This is a genomic window from Fuerstiella sp. (assembly GCA_022447225.1).
Classification (GTDB): domain Bacteria; phylum Planctomycetota; class Planctomycetia; order Planctomycetales; family Planctomycetaceae; genus S139-18.
On record JAKVAZ010000006.1, the window covers coordinates 108,773 to 125,055 of the forward strand.

Consider the following 16,283-nt stretch of genomic DNA (forward strand, 5'->3'; position numbering starts at 1 on the left):
ATTCCCTGGCAGGTCGCGAGGAATCCGCGACTCCAGGCGCTACTGCATCGGACACGCAGAACCGGCAACGGAAGACGATCAGGCAAGAATGTCCTTCACCACGTGCCCGTGAACATCCGTCAAACGAAAATCGCGTCCCTGATAACGGTAGGTGAGACGGCGATGGTCGATCCCCAGCAGATGCAGGACCGTGGCATTCAAATCATGGATGTGCATGGTTCCCGGCTGCCATTTGTCTTTGGTCGGCTGAGGAAACAGCGGCACCCCGTCTGAATCGGCAATGTTGTAGGCGTAATCGTCTGTGTGTCCGTACGTCACACCCGGTTTAATCCCGCCCCCTGCCATCCAGACTGTAAAACATCGGGGATGATGATCACGACCGTACTTTTCACGAGTCAATCCTCCCTGACAGTAGACCGTCCTGCCAAATTCACCGCCCCAGATCACCAGTGTATCATCCAGCATTCCCCGCTGGCGCAGGTCACGAATCAGTGCCGCTGATGCCTGATCGACGTCTCGACACTGCGATCCATGTTCCCCCGGAAGATTATCGTGAGCGTCCCAGCCACGGTGGAAAATCTGAATGTTACGCACGCCGCGTTCCGCCATACGTCTGGCGGTGAGACAACAGGCGGCAAACGTACCAGGTGTCTTTGCGTCTTCTCCGTACAGTTCGAACGTTCCCTGACCTTCATCAGACATGTCCATCAGTTCCGGCACCGACATTTGCATCCGATAAGCCATTTCATGCTGACGAATGCGGGACAGAACTTCCGGATCTCCGAATCGATCGTACTGGGCCTGGTTGAGCGCCGACAAAGCATCCAGCTGGCTGCGTCGATCACGAGGGTTCACTCCTGCCGGATTACTCAGATACAGCACCGGATCTCCCTGACTTCGCAGCAGTATGCCCTGATGGTCTGAAGACAGAAATCCGGGTCCCCACAGCCGATTGAACAAACTTTGTTCGGCAAAGTTCGTTCGCGCGTGCATCACAACATAGTGCGGAAGGTTTTCGTTGAAAGATCCCAGACCGTAGCTTAACCATGCCCCCAGGCTGGGTCGTCCGGGAATCTGGCTTCCGGTCTGAATGTAGGTGATAGCCGGATCATGATTGATCGCTTCAGTGTAGGTGCTGTGGATAACGCACAGTTCGTCGACAACGCCTGCCGTGTGCGGCAGCAGTTCACTCACCCACACCCCCTGATCGTTGTTGTCCATCTTTGTGAAACGATACCTGCTGGGACAGACCGGAAATCCGGTCTTCTGATTTGCCGTCATTCCTGTCAGACGCTGGCCCTGTCGGACTTCATCCGGCAACTGTTTCCCAAACATGCTGCTAAGTTTCGGCTTGTAGTCCCACAAATCATGGTGACTGGGACCACCGCTCATAAACAAATAGATCACTCGTCTGGCCGCAGGCAGATGATGCATACCGAAACCGGTGTTTGCGGCCTGGACCCTTCCGGCTTCAGAAGACGTGATGTCATTCCCCAGCAGCTGTGCCACCGCCGCAGTGCCAATACCAAGTGCACTGCGGCCGAACAGCTGCCGGCGGGTCGTCAGTAATTCATGTTCACGGACAGGGTTCACGTACATTTTCGAATTCCTGCTGCTCATCCTGTCAGTTTTTCGGCTGAAATGTCCCGCTGGGGACACAGGAGAAAGCGTCTGCAAATCAGTACATCATAATCGCCAGGTCGCTGGCCAGTGCGGTTATTGACAGTTGTGTCCATGCTGCTAACTCAGCCTGCACAGCCGGATCCGAGGGCAGTGTGCCGCCCTCGGCCAAAAGAGCAGCGGCATCATCGGGAGCCGACTGGTACCGCCGGCGCATGTTCTGAACCAGCCGAATGCAGGCAGCGTACTCCTGATCCGACGGATTCCGACTGGACAGTAAAATGAACAGCTGCCGAAGTCGCACCTCGTCTTCATCGCTGAAATCAACCAGCCGACCGGCCAGCGCCCGCCCCATGGCCACACGCTGGATTTCGTTTAACAGACCAAGTGACTGCAGCGGGGTGCTCGTTCGTCCCCGACGAACACAACTGGACTCACGATCGGGAGCGTCAAACAAAGTCATCATCGGATGAGGGCTTGTACGTTTCCAGTAAACGTAAAGGCTGCGGCGGTTGACCTGCGGCTGTTTGTCGGGAACGTACTGTTTCGTGTTGCTGCCGGGATGCGCCATCGCTTTCCACATTCCCGTGGGCTGAAATGGTTTAACTCCTTCGCCTCCCATGTGCGGATCCAGCAGATTGCCGGACCACAGTCCGATGTCGCGCAGGACTTCAGCATCCAGACGGTAGCCCGGACCACGTGACCACAACCGATTTTCAGGATCACTGATCTCCGAACGCATCGCTGATGACTGCCGAAATGTCCGGCTGCTGACCATCAGACGCAGCATATGCCTGAGATCCCAGCCGCTGTCCTGAAGTTCCACCGCCAGCCAGTCCAGGAGTTCCGGATGAGTCGCCTGCTGTCCCTGGAGTCCAAAGTCTTCAGGTGTCCTCACCAGTCCGTGTCCAAACGTCCTTTGCCAGATACGATTGATCATCACACGGGAAACAAGCGGATGTTCTCTGGAAGTCAGCCAGCGAGCCAGTCCCAGTCGATTTGACGGTGCGCCGGACGGCAGCTCACCCATCACGCTCAGGACTCCCGGCTGCAGTTCTTCCCCGGTGGGGAGATGATATTCACCCCGTTGAAGTAACCGGGTTGCCCGCGGCTGCTCCAGGTCGTCGGCCACAAGTGTTGTGGTAAATCCTTCCTCAGCCGCCATGATCTTCTGCGTCAGGTTGCGGGACTCCATGGCCACAGCCAGTGAACCAAACGGACCGTCATCCGCCGCCAGCAGATTCAACCGGGCCTCCTCGTCAGACTCAGCCCACTGACCGGCCTGATCCTCAGTCAGTTCCCCGTCGGAAACCAGTGATTCCACTTTTTCAATAAGCTGATGACGAACCCTCATCAGCTGCTGCCAGTCCCTCCAGGCCTGCTGGTCACCCGGGACTCTGAGTGTCGGTCCGAATTCGTACGCATTACTGTCCATGGGTGGTTCGGCGGTACTGTTGAAAAAGGCCAGCAGCTGGTAGTACTCCCGCTGAGGAATCGGATCGTATTTGTGAGTATGACAGCGGGCACAGATCAGCGACATTCCCAGAAACACGGTCCCCAGGTTCTCAGTCCGGTCGAAATTGTTCTTCGCCTGGAACTCCTCCGGAAGGGCACCTCCTTCGGCTGTCGTTGGATTCATTCTGACATAGCCGGTGGCAATCAGTTGTGCCATTGACGGATCCGGAAACAGATCCCCGGCCAGCTGCCACGTAATGAACTGGTCCAGCGGCAGGTTGTCATTCATGGCACGAACAACCCAGTCACGATAGGGATAGATCCCCCGACGGTTATCCAGATGCAGTCCGTGAGTGTCACCATAGCGTACAGCGTCCAGCCAGTACCGAGCCTGATGTTCACCATATCGCGGACTGTTCAGTAACTCTGACACCAGGCTGTCCCAGGATTCTGCCGTCTCATCAGCCAGGAATCGCCGAAGCTGTTCCGGTTCCGGAGGAAGTCCGGTAAGCGTCAGGGCGACCCGGCGAACCAGCGTTGAACGACGGGCCGGCTTCGCCAGGGAAAGATTCTCTGACTTCAGCCGTTTCTGAATGAAATAGTCGACAGGATTGACGGTATCATCCGATCGTGGCTGTTTTCGTGGTGCCACAAATGCCCAATGTTTCGCAAAATTCCCGCCCTCCTGAATCCACTGCGACAGGAGTTTCTTTTCAGCCACTGTCAGCTGTCGATCAGCTTCTGCCGGCGGCATCGGGTCTTCGGCATCATGAATCCTTTTTATAAGGGCACTGGACGCAGGGTCCGCCTCGTTGACGACACGGTACCCTCCCCGGTCACGAGTTGCATCATCCGGACTGTCAAGTCGCAGATCGGTGTCGGCATTGATATCCGGCCCGTGACACACGAAACATTTGTTGGACAGGATTGGCAAAATCTCCCGGGAAAAATCAACCGGCTCCGCAGCGCGAACTCCCGAGATCGCCAGAATCAGAATAAACAGAGGGCGCATGAACACAGATTCTGTAGTTAAACAAAGAAACGGGTGCATTCCTGATACATCATTCGGACACAGATTCATTGAATCGTCCGTCAGACAATTCTGATCCACACCTGGCAACAGGTAAAGCCAAACCACGGACGTTGCGGCACGATTCTCCGGGCAACAGTGAATTCAGGACTCGAAACCACCGGTCTCAAACCGAATATCTTCCCAAATCACCGGCCGAGTTGCGGTTCAGACCGGCCCGTCACTGCCGGCCTGCGGCCCGGAACACCAGCCACATTCAGCGAATGGATCCAGCGCAGAGTGCCGCGGACCGGTTATCGGTAACGAACAGCCTGCACGGGCGTCTGTTGCACTCAGCGATTGTTTTGCCGTATCCCCCTGTTACAATTCGGGTGTCATCGCAGGACGGGCCGATCACTCAACGACCTGCGAGCAATTCCTGATTGAGTTGCAAACCATGCGCTGTCCGTTTTGCCAGCATGACGAAACTAAGGTCATTGACTCGCGCACGAGTCAGGATTTCTCGATTCGAAGACGTCGGCAGTGTCTCAGCTGCGAACGTCGCTTCACAACATATGAACGCATTGAAGAATCCTCTGTTAAAGTCGTAAAAAAAGACGGTTCGCGAATTGCATTCGATCGGGGCAAAATCCGGTTTGGCATCGAGAAAGCCTGTTACAAACGTCCGGTAAGTGACCATCAGATCGATCAGGTTGTCGCGGACGTAGAAGCAACGATCTACGAAGACGGTCTACGCGAAGTTCCTTCGCGCCAGATCGGAGAAATGGTGTTCAACGCGCTGCGGGATCTCGACAAAGTCGCTTTTGTCAGATTTGCGTCCGTGTATCGGGAGTTCAAAGACGTCAATGACTTCGTCGATGAACTTCAGCCGATCCTGGACGATCGAAACAGGTCCTCGATGGACTAGGCCAGCGTATGAACTTTGGCAGCCAACCAGTCCACCGGATCGCTGCCACGGTACTCGCTTTGTCACTGGGAACGGTGTCAGCCGAATTTCTGGAAATGTCGCCGACTGTCTGCCTGCTGATAGCCTGGGGACTGTTTTTCGCCGGCATGATTTCCGGACGCATGCGATGGATTTCATTCCGGCAGCGCCGGCAACTGCGACTGCTGTCGCTGGTGCTGACAGTCGCAACTCTGTCAGCAGTGCGGTGGACGCTGGTCCTGCAGGAAAATTCGGCGTGTCCGGTGCACAGACTGGCACAACAGGACAATCTGAGCCTGGTCATGGACGTCGTCATCACATCAGTCCCTGTCGAGTACGAACGTCCTTTATCAAAACTGGCTTCACAGCGTGAAACCGGCCGTCGGCAGACCGGATTTATCGCGGAATGTGTGACCATTCACACGGCTGAGGAACGGATCCCAGCGGACGGAACACTGCGCGTGTACATTTCCGGCGGTGCGGCCAGGAGATTCCGCCGCGGTGAAACCGTGCGAATGACGGGACGTTTGTCATGGCCGGCGCCCCCCGGCAATCCGGGTGAATTTGATTTTGCTACGTTTCTGAGTCGACGCCGTTACGCAGGAATATTCTTTGCGGCTCATCCGGACTGTGTGCGCACCCTGCACAAAGTCGGTCCGGCATCTGCGGGGTACTGGCTGACATGGCTGCGGCGTGCCGCGGAATCCGCACTCCATGACGCCGTTGATCCCGAACACCGGGAGATTGCTTCAGCACTACTGCTGGGCAGCCGTGCTGAGATTCGGGCAGAAACGAATGAGATCTTTATCGGAAGCGGGACGATGCACCTGCTGGCTATTTCCGGACTGCACATCGGCATCTTCTGTCTGCTGCTGATTCGAATGGGTCACTGGCTCCTTATCCCGTGGAACCAGCGCCTGATACTGATTGCTGTCTTCTGCGTTGTTTATGCACTGATCACCGACCTGCGCCCGTCGGTAGTACGGGCTACCGTGTTCTCAGCCCTGTTCACAATGTCTCAGATCACTCTGCGTCAAGTTCCCGTCTCCTGTGTCATCGGTCAGACAGCCTGTCTGATGCTGCTGTGGCATCCGTATCTTGTCTTCGATACCGGTGCCTGGCTTTCATTTCTTTCGGTCACAGGTCTGACATGGGCTTCCCGAATTGTTCCGCTGGAGGTCCTGAGGAGTAAAATCGGAACTTTCTCGGCTGAACCAGCTGCCCCCCTGACGCCACGGGAACGTCTTCGGGATGTCGTAATGCGGATCCGTCACTGGCTGTCGTCGCGCTACCGTCCTCTGCTGTGGATCATGGCCGCCACGATTCCACTGACAGCGTGGGAGTTTCACGTAATTTCTCCGATCGGCCTCCTCGTCAATGTTCTTCTGATTGCGTGGACAATGGTGACTCTGTGGCTGGGATTCGCCTCAATCATTGCCGGAATTCTGCTGCCCTGGCTCCCCAATCTGGCGGGCACCGGATTCTCACTGATGCTTGGTGGTCTCACATCAATGGTCCGGGCCGCTGCCGATATCGGATTTGGACATGTCTACATCGCAAATCTGCCGGTGTGGTTCCTGCCGATGTGGTACACGGTGTTGATTGCCGTTGTCAGTGTCCGTGAAACTCAACACAAACGAATCCTCTGGCTGATACTGTGTGGATCTACGTCTGTGGCCCTGTGGAATCACACGAACTCCAATATCGATGCCGGTCTTCGATGCACTTTTCTGGCAATCGGGCATGGCAACGCCACGGTTGTTGAGCTTCCCGGGGGTAAAGTAATGCTCGTCGATGCCGGAGCGATGAATCGCGGTGACCGTGCCGGTGAGCAAATCAGCCGATTTCTGTGGCAACGCGGCCATCGCATGATCGATTCAGTGATCGTGTCGCATGCTGACACCGATCACTTCAATGCACTGGGGACTCTATTGACCCGCTTTCCGACGGGCGAGTTACTGCTGTCACAACAATTCATTCAAAATGGTTCCGCCGCCGCTGAACAACTGATCCGGTTAGCAGCAGACAGCCGTGTTCCCGTTCGTCCAGCGGGCCATGGTGATTCACTGACGATGGACGATACTGAGATCCGGATCCTGCAGGCCTCCAGAGATCATCTCCGAAACGCACGCTCTAACAATGAAAAAAGCCTGGTTGTCAGGATCCGGTATAAAGGCCGGACGGTCGTGTTACCTGGAGATCTTGAAGGGGATGCTCTAAAAAACATTCTGCCGCAGCTGTCGCATAGTGACGTACTGGCAAGCCCTCATCACGGTTCTCTGAAGGCCAACGTACCGGCTGTCGCGGATCAACTGACGCCTGAACACGTCGTGATCAGCGCCCGAAACGACAGAAACCGACCACAGCTTGACAGAATCTTCCCGGGATCCCGGCTACATTTCACCAGTGTGCACGGAGCAATCGAACTGGAAATCACAGCGACCGGCAAACTGAGTGTCCGTGAATTCCGACCATCAACTCCTTGATAATTCTGTGGAATTTTTCCGGTTCCGTCACAAACCTCTCGTCGTAATCTTTCGTAGAATGCGGCAACATCTGAAATGTTGAAGACATCGTCCATTGATATAAGGATCAATCATGAGCGTTCCACAGACCGCTGATGAACTCAGACAAAAACGGTGCGTGCCATGCGAAGGCGGCGTACCAAAGCTCAACCAGGACGAAATCCGGCAGCAACTGGAACTGGTCGACGGCTGGACGGTCTGCAGTAATCCGGATCGGATCCGAAAAACATGGACTGTCCGCAATTTTGTTGCCGGAATGTCATTCTTCGGAAAAGTCACGGAGCTGGCAGAATCCGAAGGACACCATCCTGATTTACACCTTCACGGTTACCGCAATGTCGAAATCGAAATCTGGACCCACGCGATCGGCGGTTTGTCTCTGAACGACTTTATTCTGGCGGCCCGCATTGACGAGTTGCCGATCGAAATCACCTGACAGTCCGGCTTCCCCGGCCCCGTTTTCGGTGATCACTTCCCGACAGACGGGGAAGCCCGCTTCTCACCCGCCGACATGCGTTCACCAAACACGCCCGTGACGTTATAAGACAGTCAGACAGCTCCCGCTCCATTCATGTTTACACAGGAAAAGACCCTTCGCATGCAGCTTCCTCAAATGGCCACCGTTCGTCAGCGATTTGATGCTCCGCGGGTTGATGACATTGCTTCGACCGTCCGTGCTCAGATCGAAACCCTGCGTCTGAATGATCACGTGCGTCCCGGAGACTCGCTGGCCATTACAGCGGGCAGCCGGGGCATCGCAAATATCGGCGAGATCATTGCAGCAACGGTCGATGCCGTACGGACTGTGGGACTGGAACCTTTCATTGTTCCGGCAATGGGCAGTCATGGCGGTGGAACGGCGGAAGGCCAAGTAGAAGTTCTGGCCAGTCTGGGAATCACGGAAGAGCTGGTGAAGGCACCAATTCGCTCGTCGATGGAAACAATCGTCGTCACGGAAACCAGGTCCGGTGTTCCCGTACATTTTGATCGGCTGGCCAGTGAGGCGGATCATGTGCTGATTGTGAACCGGATCAAACCTCATACACGATTCGTTGGCCCGATTGAATCCGGACTGCACAAAATGATGCTCATTGGACTGGGCAAACACACGGGAGCGAGCATTTATCACCGTGCAATTCTGGCACATAGCTTTTCTGAGATCCTGGCAGATGTGGCAGAAGTCGTACTGGAAAAGTGTGGCGTCATTGGCGGACTGGCAATTGTCGAAAACGCACTGGATGAAACCGCATTGATCGAAGCGGTTCCTCCCAATGCATTTGCGGAACGCGAAGCCGAACTGCTGAAACAGGCCAGTGACTGGCTGCCGTCGCTGCCCGTCGCAGAATGTGATCTGTTGATCATTGATCAGATTGGCAAGAACATCAGCGGTTCCGGAATGGACACCAACGTGGTCGGTCGAAAATTTTTAGATCACATGGCCACACCCGATGACCGAGTGTCCTGCCGCCGTATTCTGGTTCGCTCGCTTACCAAAAAAACCAACGGAAATGCCAGTGGAATTGGGATCGCGGAATTCACAACACAGAGTTGCGTGGATCTGGTGGATCCGGTCAAAACCAGTATCAACTGCATTACCGCACTGCATCCGGAGGGTGCCATGATTCCGATCACTCTGCCAAATGATCGTGAGGCCGTCGAAGCCGCCCTCAAAACGATTGGCTTAACAGAACCTGAAAATGCAAAAGTCATCCAGATCTCCGACACGCTGCACCTGGACGTTATTCGGGCTTCTGAAGCTTGTCTTGCAGAAATTCGCAGCTGTGACAGCCGGAAGGTTGAAGACGACCTGGCCCCGATACCATTCGATTCCGACGGAAACATGGCCAGCCTGGGCAGTTCAGGCCACTAAATAAACATAAACGATCGATCGATTCATGACCAGACCGCGGAAACCAGTGACTCCGGCCGGTTCGGTTTGCTCATCCAGACGGACGGATTACACTCACGGATACGGGTTCGGCCCGGAAGCCGGACTTCTGAAACAGGCCCCCTTGTTGAAGAATGGTCCGTATCAATGCGGACCTGTCGGAACGGATTCTTATCATGGAGTCTCATCACGGCCACTCGCAGCACGTTTCAGACGGACTCGAGCGCCTCGTTCAGGACATCAATACCTTAGCACGCGGTGGTAAATCCGGTCTGAGCCATGTTGTATGCGGATCTTCTGAACTGGCCGGATTCTCACAGGAACGTGTTGAGTACTGTGGAGTTGACGTCGCAGATCTCGTCGACGGAGTACCATTCGAGGCAGTCGTGTGGCTGCTGTTAACCGGAGAGCTACCCGGTGATGAACAGCTGGCCGACGCAGCCGCAGTTATGGAAGAGTCGGCGGTCGTGGAACAGTCGGCCTGCGAAGCACTTTCCGGGCTGCCACTGCGAACGCGACCGCTGGAACTGCTGCCACTGGCCATCTCCATGCTGTCTTACTTTGATCCAATGCCGATAGACAGGAATCCCGCAGCCACCAGGTCCCGTGTCTGGCGAATTCTTGCGCAGTTGCCGATCCTGCTTGCCTGCGGCCTGGGCGACGAATCCCCTCAGGATAGTGCGGACACATTCGTGGCATCTCGGTCCACTCTGGCCGGCGCCATCCTGCAGCTGGTCCGGGGCCAGGATGCGGCACGCAGTCAGTCTTCCATACATTCTTCTCTGGAAGAAGATGCCATGAACGTGGTGCTGACCTGCCAGTGCCTGACAGAGCTGCGTCCAGCGTGTTTTGCGGCACGGTTCTTCGGCAGCACAGTCAGCGATGTGGCCCCCTCCGTTCGATCCGCAGCTTCACTTTATGTCGCTCAGATGAGAAACGATCCCTACGAATGGATCGGTTCTCATCTTCGATCCTTTCACTCACCGGATCACGCTGAAGCATGGCTTGCCGGCAGAAACGATCAGTTGCTGCCGTTTGGATTCACGGTTGAAGAAACAGATCCAAGGTCATCAATACTTCTGCACACTGCACGGCAGCTACTGGGAAGCAAAGACCGAATTCATATTGCTGCGTGTGCCCAGCGACTGGAAACGCTGATGGACCGGAGAGATCGCTACCCAACCATGGACTGGAGTGCGTCGGTTGTGCTGACCCTGCTGGATGTAAAACCGGAAAGGATGTCACTGGCGATTGCTCTGGCCCGAACGGTCGGCTGGGCGGCTCAGGCTATCGACCAAAATGCCAGCGGTGTAACACTGATGCCACAACTTCACTATGCCCTATAAGCCGGCACACGTTGCACGGTGAACCACCGCGCAGCACAATGTATCCGGTTGAATACGTACCTGCCGGCCACCGCAACCCGCCACTGCTGAGTCAGCGAGACAGCACGTATCGTTCGTAATCCTGCTGTGTGTTGATATTCCGCAGGAACTCCAGTTCCGGATCCAGATCTCTAAGTGTTCCGGAATCGATAATTCGGGTGTTCAGCGCCCCTGGCAATGAACTCAGACGTCGCTCGCCACGTTCAATCAACTGCCTGGCGATCTGCTGAATGCCGGTTCGATAGATACCTCCGAACGGCTGCACACAATCTGCATGCTGCACCAGCACCGCATCTGAGTCAGCCCCCGCGACCAGTAGTCGATCAATCACCTGTAAACTGACAAACGGTGTGTCACAGGATCCCAGCCAGATCTTCACAGGTTTCGGACATAATTTTTCTGTTTGTTCAAGACCGGTTAAAAGTCCGGCCAGCGGTCCGGCATTCGGCAGAGAATCACGAACAACGCTCACACCTGCCGGAAGTTCAGGAAGTCGCTGTCCTTCAGCAGCCACAACCACCGTCTGCTGAAAATGAGAATTGATGATCGAACAAATGTGAGTCAGAAACGGTCGACCTTCAACAAGCAGCAAAGCTTTGTCCGACCCCATACGCACCGAATGTCCTCCGCAAAGAACAACGGCCCCGACAGAACTGTGTGAAGACAAAACCAATTCCTTATGAAAATCACTCGCATCCGGGCCGAAACGACTGATCCTGCACACGATACTGAGTCATCATCGGAACGGAAATGTCGGTAACCGGCAAACGATCCGCCGGCTGAGTCGACTCCCGCAACGATTTTTGCAGACGGCCGTAAACATTCTATTTCGGTGACAGGCAGGACGCCCCCGCGCATTGTGTCCGAACGGGTGATATGATTCGCATCAATTCCTGTATTTTGAAGACGATCAGATCGAGTCGGCACAAATGACAGATCCCGACACACAGTCCGGCAAGACGTCAGACTCGGCCCCATGGTACAGTGACGGCCTTCAATTTACCTGCTCGCAGTGTGGAGACTGCTGCACAGGCGATCCAGGGGTCGTGTGGGTTAACGAAGAGGAACTGCAGGCTATCGCCGACTATCTGGACAGACCGATTGGAGAAATCCGTCTGTTTCACACGCGTCCTGTCCGGGGACGCGTGTCCCTCACCGAATACCAGAACGGCGATTGCACCTTTTTCGATTCCCGGGAGCGAAAATGCAAGGTGTATCCTGTGCGTCCCGGACAGTGCCGAACCTGGCCGTTCTGGAATTCGAATATTGAATCCCGTCGCAAATGGAATGAAGTCTGCGATTCGTGTCCCGGGGCCGGCACCGGCCAGTTTTTTAGTCTCGAAGAAATCGAAGAACGTGCCCGCAGGGTCGACATCTAGTTCTCTGTAAGGGGCCATTGCAGTGCTCTGACGCGACAAGAGACCCCGATATCGTTTGTGACCCTCTTCGCCTGATCGAATTCACGAATGAACGCCTTATCAGGAACAACGTGGTTTGCTGCCGTACTTGTGGCAGTTACTTCCGGCCCGGCGCAGGAAGAAATACGACCTTCAGCGTTGCGTGTGGAGCACGGCGACCTCACGATTGACTTCCGTGACAACTCAAAGTCGCCTTCCGTACTGAGCGGCATCGATGCGCTGTTCAATCAAATCCCCCCGGCCGATTACGATGCGTATGATCCGGATACACATGGAGCTTCCGCCGGACTGAATTTCGAGCACATTATCTCAGGACATCAGAATCCAAACAACAAATTCACACCGCGTCACGGACCGTACACGCTGCAGATGCTGCCGGACGGAAAATCCGTTGTACTGACACGACGCGCCGAAGACAGTCCGTGGAAGGTTGCAAGTACTCTGAAGTATACGGTCAGGAAACCGCATTACATCGATTTTGAGTTTCGATGCACGCCCCAGGATGCTTCAGCGTTTGGCCGACGAGGATATGTACTGTTCTTTTTCGCGAACTACATGAACGATGTGCAGGACATCTCGCTGCATTTTCGCGGACACAAATCACACGCCGGACCGGAAGACTGGATTACCGCAGATGCCCCCGACGAACACCCTGACTGGAATGGTGGCGGGAACTATCGGGCCCTCACTGCCGAAGCACTGGAATACGACCACGATGTACGGTTCCGACTAAATACGTGGTCGTACGACTGGCCCCGAATTGCCAAACCTTTCTACTACGGACGTGCGGCACACGGAATGACTCTGATCCTGATGTTTGATCGTCTGCACACTGAACAGGACCAGATTCGGTTCAGTCTCTACAAGTTCAAACTGCCAAAACATCCACGCCCTGCATGGGATTTTCAGTATATCATCAACAGGGCTGAATCCGGAAAAGAGTACGGTTTTCGGGGTCGCCTGGTCTGGAAGAAATTCGTCAGTGCCGAAGACTGCCTGGAGGAATTCGAGCAATGGGCGGCAACTCTTACCACCGGGACCCCGCGAACCCGGGAAGAACGAATCCGGCAACTCAAACGACTTGACGCTACTGTTTTCTTTCAGGGCAATCATGTCATCGAAGTCAATGCAAACCGCACCGCAGTCCGGAACAAAGATCTGCAATGTCTGTCAGATTTTGTGCACATGACGGATCTTTCACTGGAGGAAACAACAGTGGGTGACAGCGGTCTGTCTCATCTGAACTGTCTGCAGTCACTGGAATGGCTTAATCTGTATCGGACTCAAATCGGAAATGACGGTCTGAAGCAAATCAGCAAACTCAGAAATCTCCGGCATCTGCCAGTCGGAGAAACGAAGGTCACAGATGCCGGTCTGGCTCATTTGACCGATATGAATCAGCTTTTGCATCTGGGCCTGCGCGGTAACATGGTGACGAACGACGGCGTCAAACACCTGCGAAAACTGACTGGACTGACGGGCCTGCACCTTGGCGAAACACAGGTCACCGACGCGGGGCTGAAGTATCTGTCACAGATGACGGACCTTCAGAGTCTTTGGCTCAACAAGACAAATATTTCCGACAGTTCCATTGCCGTTCTTGGTCTGCTGAAATCTCTGCGACAACTCAACGTCACTGACACGGATTTCACAAATGACGGAATCCGGCAACTGGACGGACTGCTGCCACAATGCCGGATTCAAAGATAGACAGCGTTCGTTTCGCTGTTCCCGGATCGACTGCTGTGCTCACACTGGTTGTTCGGCGAACAGCGACAATGGTATCCGGTCAGCTTTCCCGCACGGGCACACAGTTTCAGCCCCGCCGATGAGGAACAGATTGTTCCTCAATGCCTCCCGTCAGCCAGACTGCTCCGGACTGGTTCCTGCTCACTTGCAGCTGAAAAGAGGTAGGCAGAATCTGCGACGGGACAACTCAACCACTCATGTATTCGTGCGCTGAATTCATCGACAGGTTTCATCCCGATTGGATTCCGGGTATTGTCCAGCAACACCAATCAGGAAAGTGAGTTTTACATGACCGACAACACAACCTCGTCAGCAACGGACATTCCCTGGCCCGGTTCAAAGGAAATGCCTCAATGGACTTCGAATGAACTGATCGATGCCCCGGTGTTCACAAAAAAGAATTGGTTCGCCCTGCTGGGCCCGGGCCTGATCCTTGGTGGTGCGGCAATCGGTGGGGGCGAATGGCTTGTCGGGCCCAAGGTCACAGCCCTGTATGGTGGTTCGCTGTTGTGGCTGGCAACGCTCAGCATTCTGGGACAGGTGATCTACAACATCGAAATCAGCCGCTATACGCTGTATACCGGTGAACCGATTTTCACCGGAAAGTTCCGAACCATGCCCGGCCCAAAATTCTGGGTTTTTGCCTATCTATTCTTCGACTTTGGATCTGTTTTTCCGTACCTGGCCGCCAACGCGGCGACACCGGTGGCAACGTTGCTTAAGGGGGGAATCGTACCGGATCCCGAACACGTCGATTCCGATTTCTGGCTGATGAAGGGACTCGGCTACCTGATTTTTATTGGAGCGCTGATTCCGCTGCTGTTTGGCGGAAAAATCTACCGTTCACTGAAGGCCGTCATGACCTTCAAACTGATCGTCGTGTTCAGCTTCCTGTTGTTTCTGGCATTCGGTTATTCGAATCGCGGAACATGGGCCGAAATTGCCGTCGGATTCGTCAAATTTGGCAGCGTTCCGGTAGAGGCCGGTGAGGATACCAACGGCAACGGCGTCCTCGACTCGGGAGAAGATTTTGATCTCGACGGCAGACTGGATGTAATCGAACCGGTCAAATCGCGTGATGAATCAGGGAAGATCACGGATTATGAAGACGTCGACGGTGACGGTAAACGGGATGGTGTCAATGTGGCAAACATCTTTGTGTCGGTCATCAACGGCAGAGGGATGCCTGATATTGACTTTACCATGGTCGGATTTATCGCGGCCCTCGCTGCAATCGCGGGATCCGGGGGACTTTCCAATACTCCAACCAGTAACTATACGCGAGATCAGGGCTGGGGAATGGGACATCATGTCGGAGCCATTCCCAGCGCAATTGGTGGTCATGATATTTCGCTGTCACACGTAGGATGTGTTTTCGAAATTTCCGAGGAGTCGATGCCGCGATGGCGGAAGTGGTACAAACACGTGTGCCGCGATCAACTGGTTGTGTGGCTTCCTGCCTGCTTTGTGGGCCTGGCACTTCCTGCGATGCTGTCCATTGATTTTTTGGATCGTGGCACACAGGCCGGCAGTAACTGGACAATGGCGGTCATGACCGCCGAGGGCGTACAGGAGACCGTCACAAATCAGTCCGGTGCCGGCCTGGGCAGCTTCTGCTGGTTTATGACTATTCTCTGCGGCTTTCTGGTACTGGCCCCGACAATGTCCACATCGGCAGACGGAATTATTCGACGCTGGGTCGACGTGTTCTGGACCAGCAGTAAACGCCTGAGGGCAATGGATGCGCGACATATCAAAGTCGTGTATTTCAAAGTTTTGCTGGGCTATGCGGTTTTCGGTTGCGTCATGCTGTCGCTCAATCCGGGAGACTTAATTACCTACGCAACAATGTTCTTTAACATTGCCCTTGGCTTCAGTTGCTGGCACACACTGGTGATCAATGTCACGCTGCTGCCGAAGCCGCTGCGCCCCGGCTGGTTCGTTCGCACGGCCCTGTCAGTGGCAGGAGCTTACTACATGATGCTGGGAACTTTCGCTATCGCACAGACGACCGGTCTCCTGAAGTAACGTATTCGCTCTCTGCAGAATCGATCGATCGTTTAACGATTGTATTTCGTGGAGCTACTGTTCCTGAGTCCCCGACAGGTTTACAACATGCCCCCGGTAATAGAGACCACGCTTTTTGTGAGCCCATCCGGTTTGGCCGGTGGACGATGCGGCTCGCGACCGGACACATCGGATCCGATCGGCAGGCAGAAAGCTTCGTGATCTCCGGCAACCGGATCAGACGATCGCGATTTACTGCAGCACCCGGATGCTGTTACGGA

11 protein-coding genes are annotated in these 16,283 nt (G+C 54.8%); 8 read left to right on the plus strand and 3 right to left on the minus strand.

The features are described from left to right. Positions 1 to 78: 78 nt before the first annotated feature. Together MK110_05100 and MK110_05105 are read right to left on the minus strand one after the other, a co-directional pair. Positions 79 to 1,599 (minus strand): DUF1501 domain-containing protein, encoded by a 1,521-nt coding sequence (locus MK110_05100; GenBank protein MCH2210655.1) that lies wholly within the window; start codon positions 1,597 to 1,599, stop codon positions 79 to 81. A gap of 79 nt (positions 1,600 to 1,678) precedes the next feature. Continuing rightward, positions 1,679 to 4,087, minus strand: a complete 2,409-nt coding sequence (locus MK110_05105) for a PSD1 and planctomycete cytochrome C domain-containing protein (protein MCH2210656.1) — start codon at positions 4,085 to 4,087, stop codon at positions 1,679 to 1,681. Between the two features lie 454 nt (positions 4,088 to 4,541). Here MK110_05105 and nrdR point away from each other — a divergent pair, with 454 nt between their 5' ends. From nrdR to MK110_05130, 5 genes are all read left to right on the plus strand, one after another. Then, complete coding sequence (nrdR, locus tag MK110_05110) at positions 4,542 to 5,012, plus strand: transcriptional regulator NrdR (protein MCH2210657.1); 471 nt, start codon at positions 4,542 to 4,544, stop codon at positions 5,010 to 5,012. An 8-nt stretch (positions 5,013 to 5,020) separates the two neighbouring features. Then, complete coding sequence (locus MK110_05115) at positions 5,021 to 7,516, plus strand: ComEC/Rec2 family competence protein (protein ID MCH2210658.1); 2,496 nt, start codon at positions 5,021 to 5,023, stop codon at positions 7,514 to 7,516. Positions 7,517 to 7,628: 112 nt separating this feature from the next. Continuing rightward, positions 7,629 to 7,991: a 4a-hydroxytetrahydrobiopterin dehydratase gene (locus MK110_05120; GenBank protein ID MCH2210659.1), complete on the plus strand. Its 363-nt coding sequence runs from the start codon at positions 7,629 to 7,631 to the stop codon at positions 7,989 to 7,991. Positions 7,992 to 8,153: 162 nt separating this feature from the next. Next, the gene (locus tag MK110_05125; GenBank protein ID MCH2210660.1) at positions 8,154 to 9,425 is read left to right on the plus strand and encodes a nickel-dependent lactate racemase; all 1,272 of its coding nucleotides are present in this window, start codon (positions 8,154 to 8,156) and stop codon (positions 9,423 to 9,425) included. Positions 9,426 to 9,619: 194 nt separating this feature from the next. Beyond that, positions 9,620 to 10,789 (plus strand): citrate/2-methylcitrate synthase, encoded by a 1,170-nt coding sequence (locus MK110_05130; GenBank protein ID MCH2210661.1) that lies wholly within the window; start codon positions 9,620 to 9,622, stop codon positions 10,787 to 10,789. Positions 10,790 to 10,880: 91 nt separating this feature from the next. On the opposite strand, the gene MK110_05135 is transcribed toward MK110_05130, so the two are convergent. Then, entirely contained in the window at positions 10,881 to 11,495 is a 615-nt protein-coding gene (locus tag MK110_05135) for a molybdenum cofactor guanylyltransferase (GenBank protein MCH2210662.1), read from the minus strand. 262 nt (positions 11,496 to 11,757) lie between these two features. Here MK110_05135 and MK110_05140 point away from each other — a divergent pair, with 262 nt between their 5' ends. From MK110_05140 to MK110_05150, 3 genes are all read left to right on the plus strand, one after another. Further along, positions 11,758 to 12,207: a YkgJ family cysteine cluster protein gene (locus MK110_05140; GenBank protein ID MCH2210663.1), complete on the plus strand. Its 450-nt coding sequence runs from the start codon at positions 11,758 to 11,760 to the stop codon at positions 12,205 to 12,207. An 87-nt stretch (positions 12,208 to 12,294) separates the two neighbouring features. Continuing rightward, on the plus strand, positions 12,295 to 13,956 hold the full coding sequence (locus MK110_05145) for a hypothetical protein (GenBank protein MCH2210664.1): 1,662 nt from the start codon (positions 12,295 to 12,297) through the stop codon (positions 13,954 to 13,956). Positions 13,957 to 14,283: 327 nt separating this feature from the next. Continuing rightward, positions 14,284 to 16,023: an Nramp family divalent metal transporter gene (locus tag MK110_05150; GenBank protein MCH2210665.1), complete on the plus strand. Its 1,740-nt coding sequence runs from the start codon at positions 14,284 to 14,286 to the stop codon at positions 16,021 to 16,023. Positions 16,024 to 16,283 lie beyond the last annotated feature (260 nt).

Coding starts and splice junctions, on each gene's coding strand:
- MK110_05130 (MCH2210661.1), top strand. CDS start 9,620: ATGGAGTCTCATCACGGCCACTCGCAGCACGTTTCAGACGGACTCGAG.
- MK110_05125 (MCH2210660.1), top strand. CDS start 8,154: ATGCAGCTTCCTCAAATGGCCACCGTTCGTCAGCGATTTGATGCTCCG.
- MK110_05100 (MCH2210655.1), bottom strand. CDS start 1,599: ATGTACGTGAACCCTGTCCGTGAACATGAATTACTGACGACCCGCCGG.
- nrdR (MCH2210657.1), top strand. CDS start 4,542: ATGCGCTGTCCGTTTTGCCAGCATGACGAAACTAAGGTCATTGACTCG.
- MK110_05120 (MCH2210659.1), top strand. CDS start 7,629: ATGAGCGTTCCACAGACCGCTGATGAACTCAGACAAAAACGGTGCGTG.
- MK110_05145 (MCH2210664.1), top strand. CDS start 12,295: ATGAACGCCTTATCAGGAACAACGTGGTTTGCTGCCGTACTTGTGGCA.
- MK110_05105 (MCH2210656.1), bottom strand. CDS start 4,087: ATGCGCCCTCTGTTTATTCTGATTCTGGCGATCTCGGGAGTTCGCGCT.
- MK110_05140 (MCH2210663.1), top strand. CDS start 11,758: ATGACAGATCCCGACACACAGTCCGGCAAGACGTCAGACTCGGCCCCA.
- MK110_05150 (MCH2210665.1), top strand. CDS start 14,284: ATGACCGACAACACAACCTCGTCAGCAACGGACATTCCCTGGCCCGGT.
- MK110_05115 (MCH2210658.1), top strand. CDS start 5,021: ATGAACTTTGGCAGCCAACCAGTCCACCGGATCGCTGCCACGGTACTC.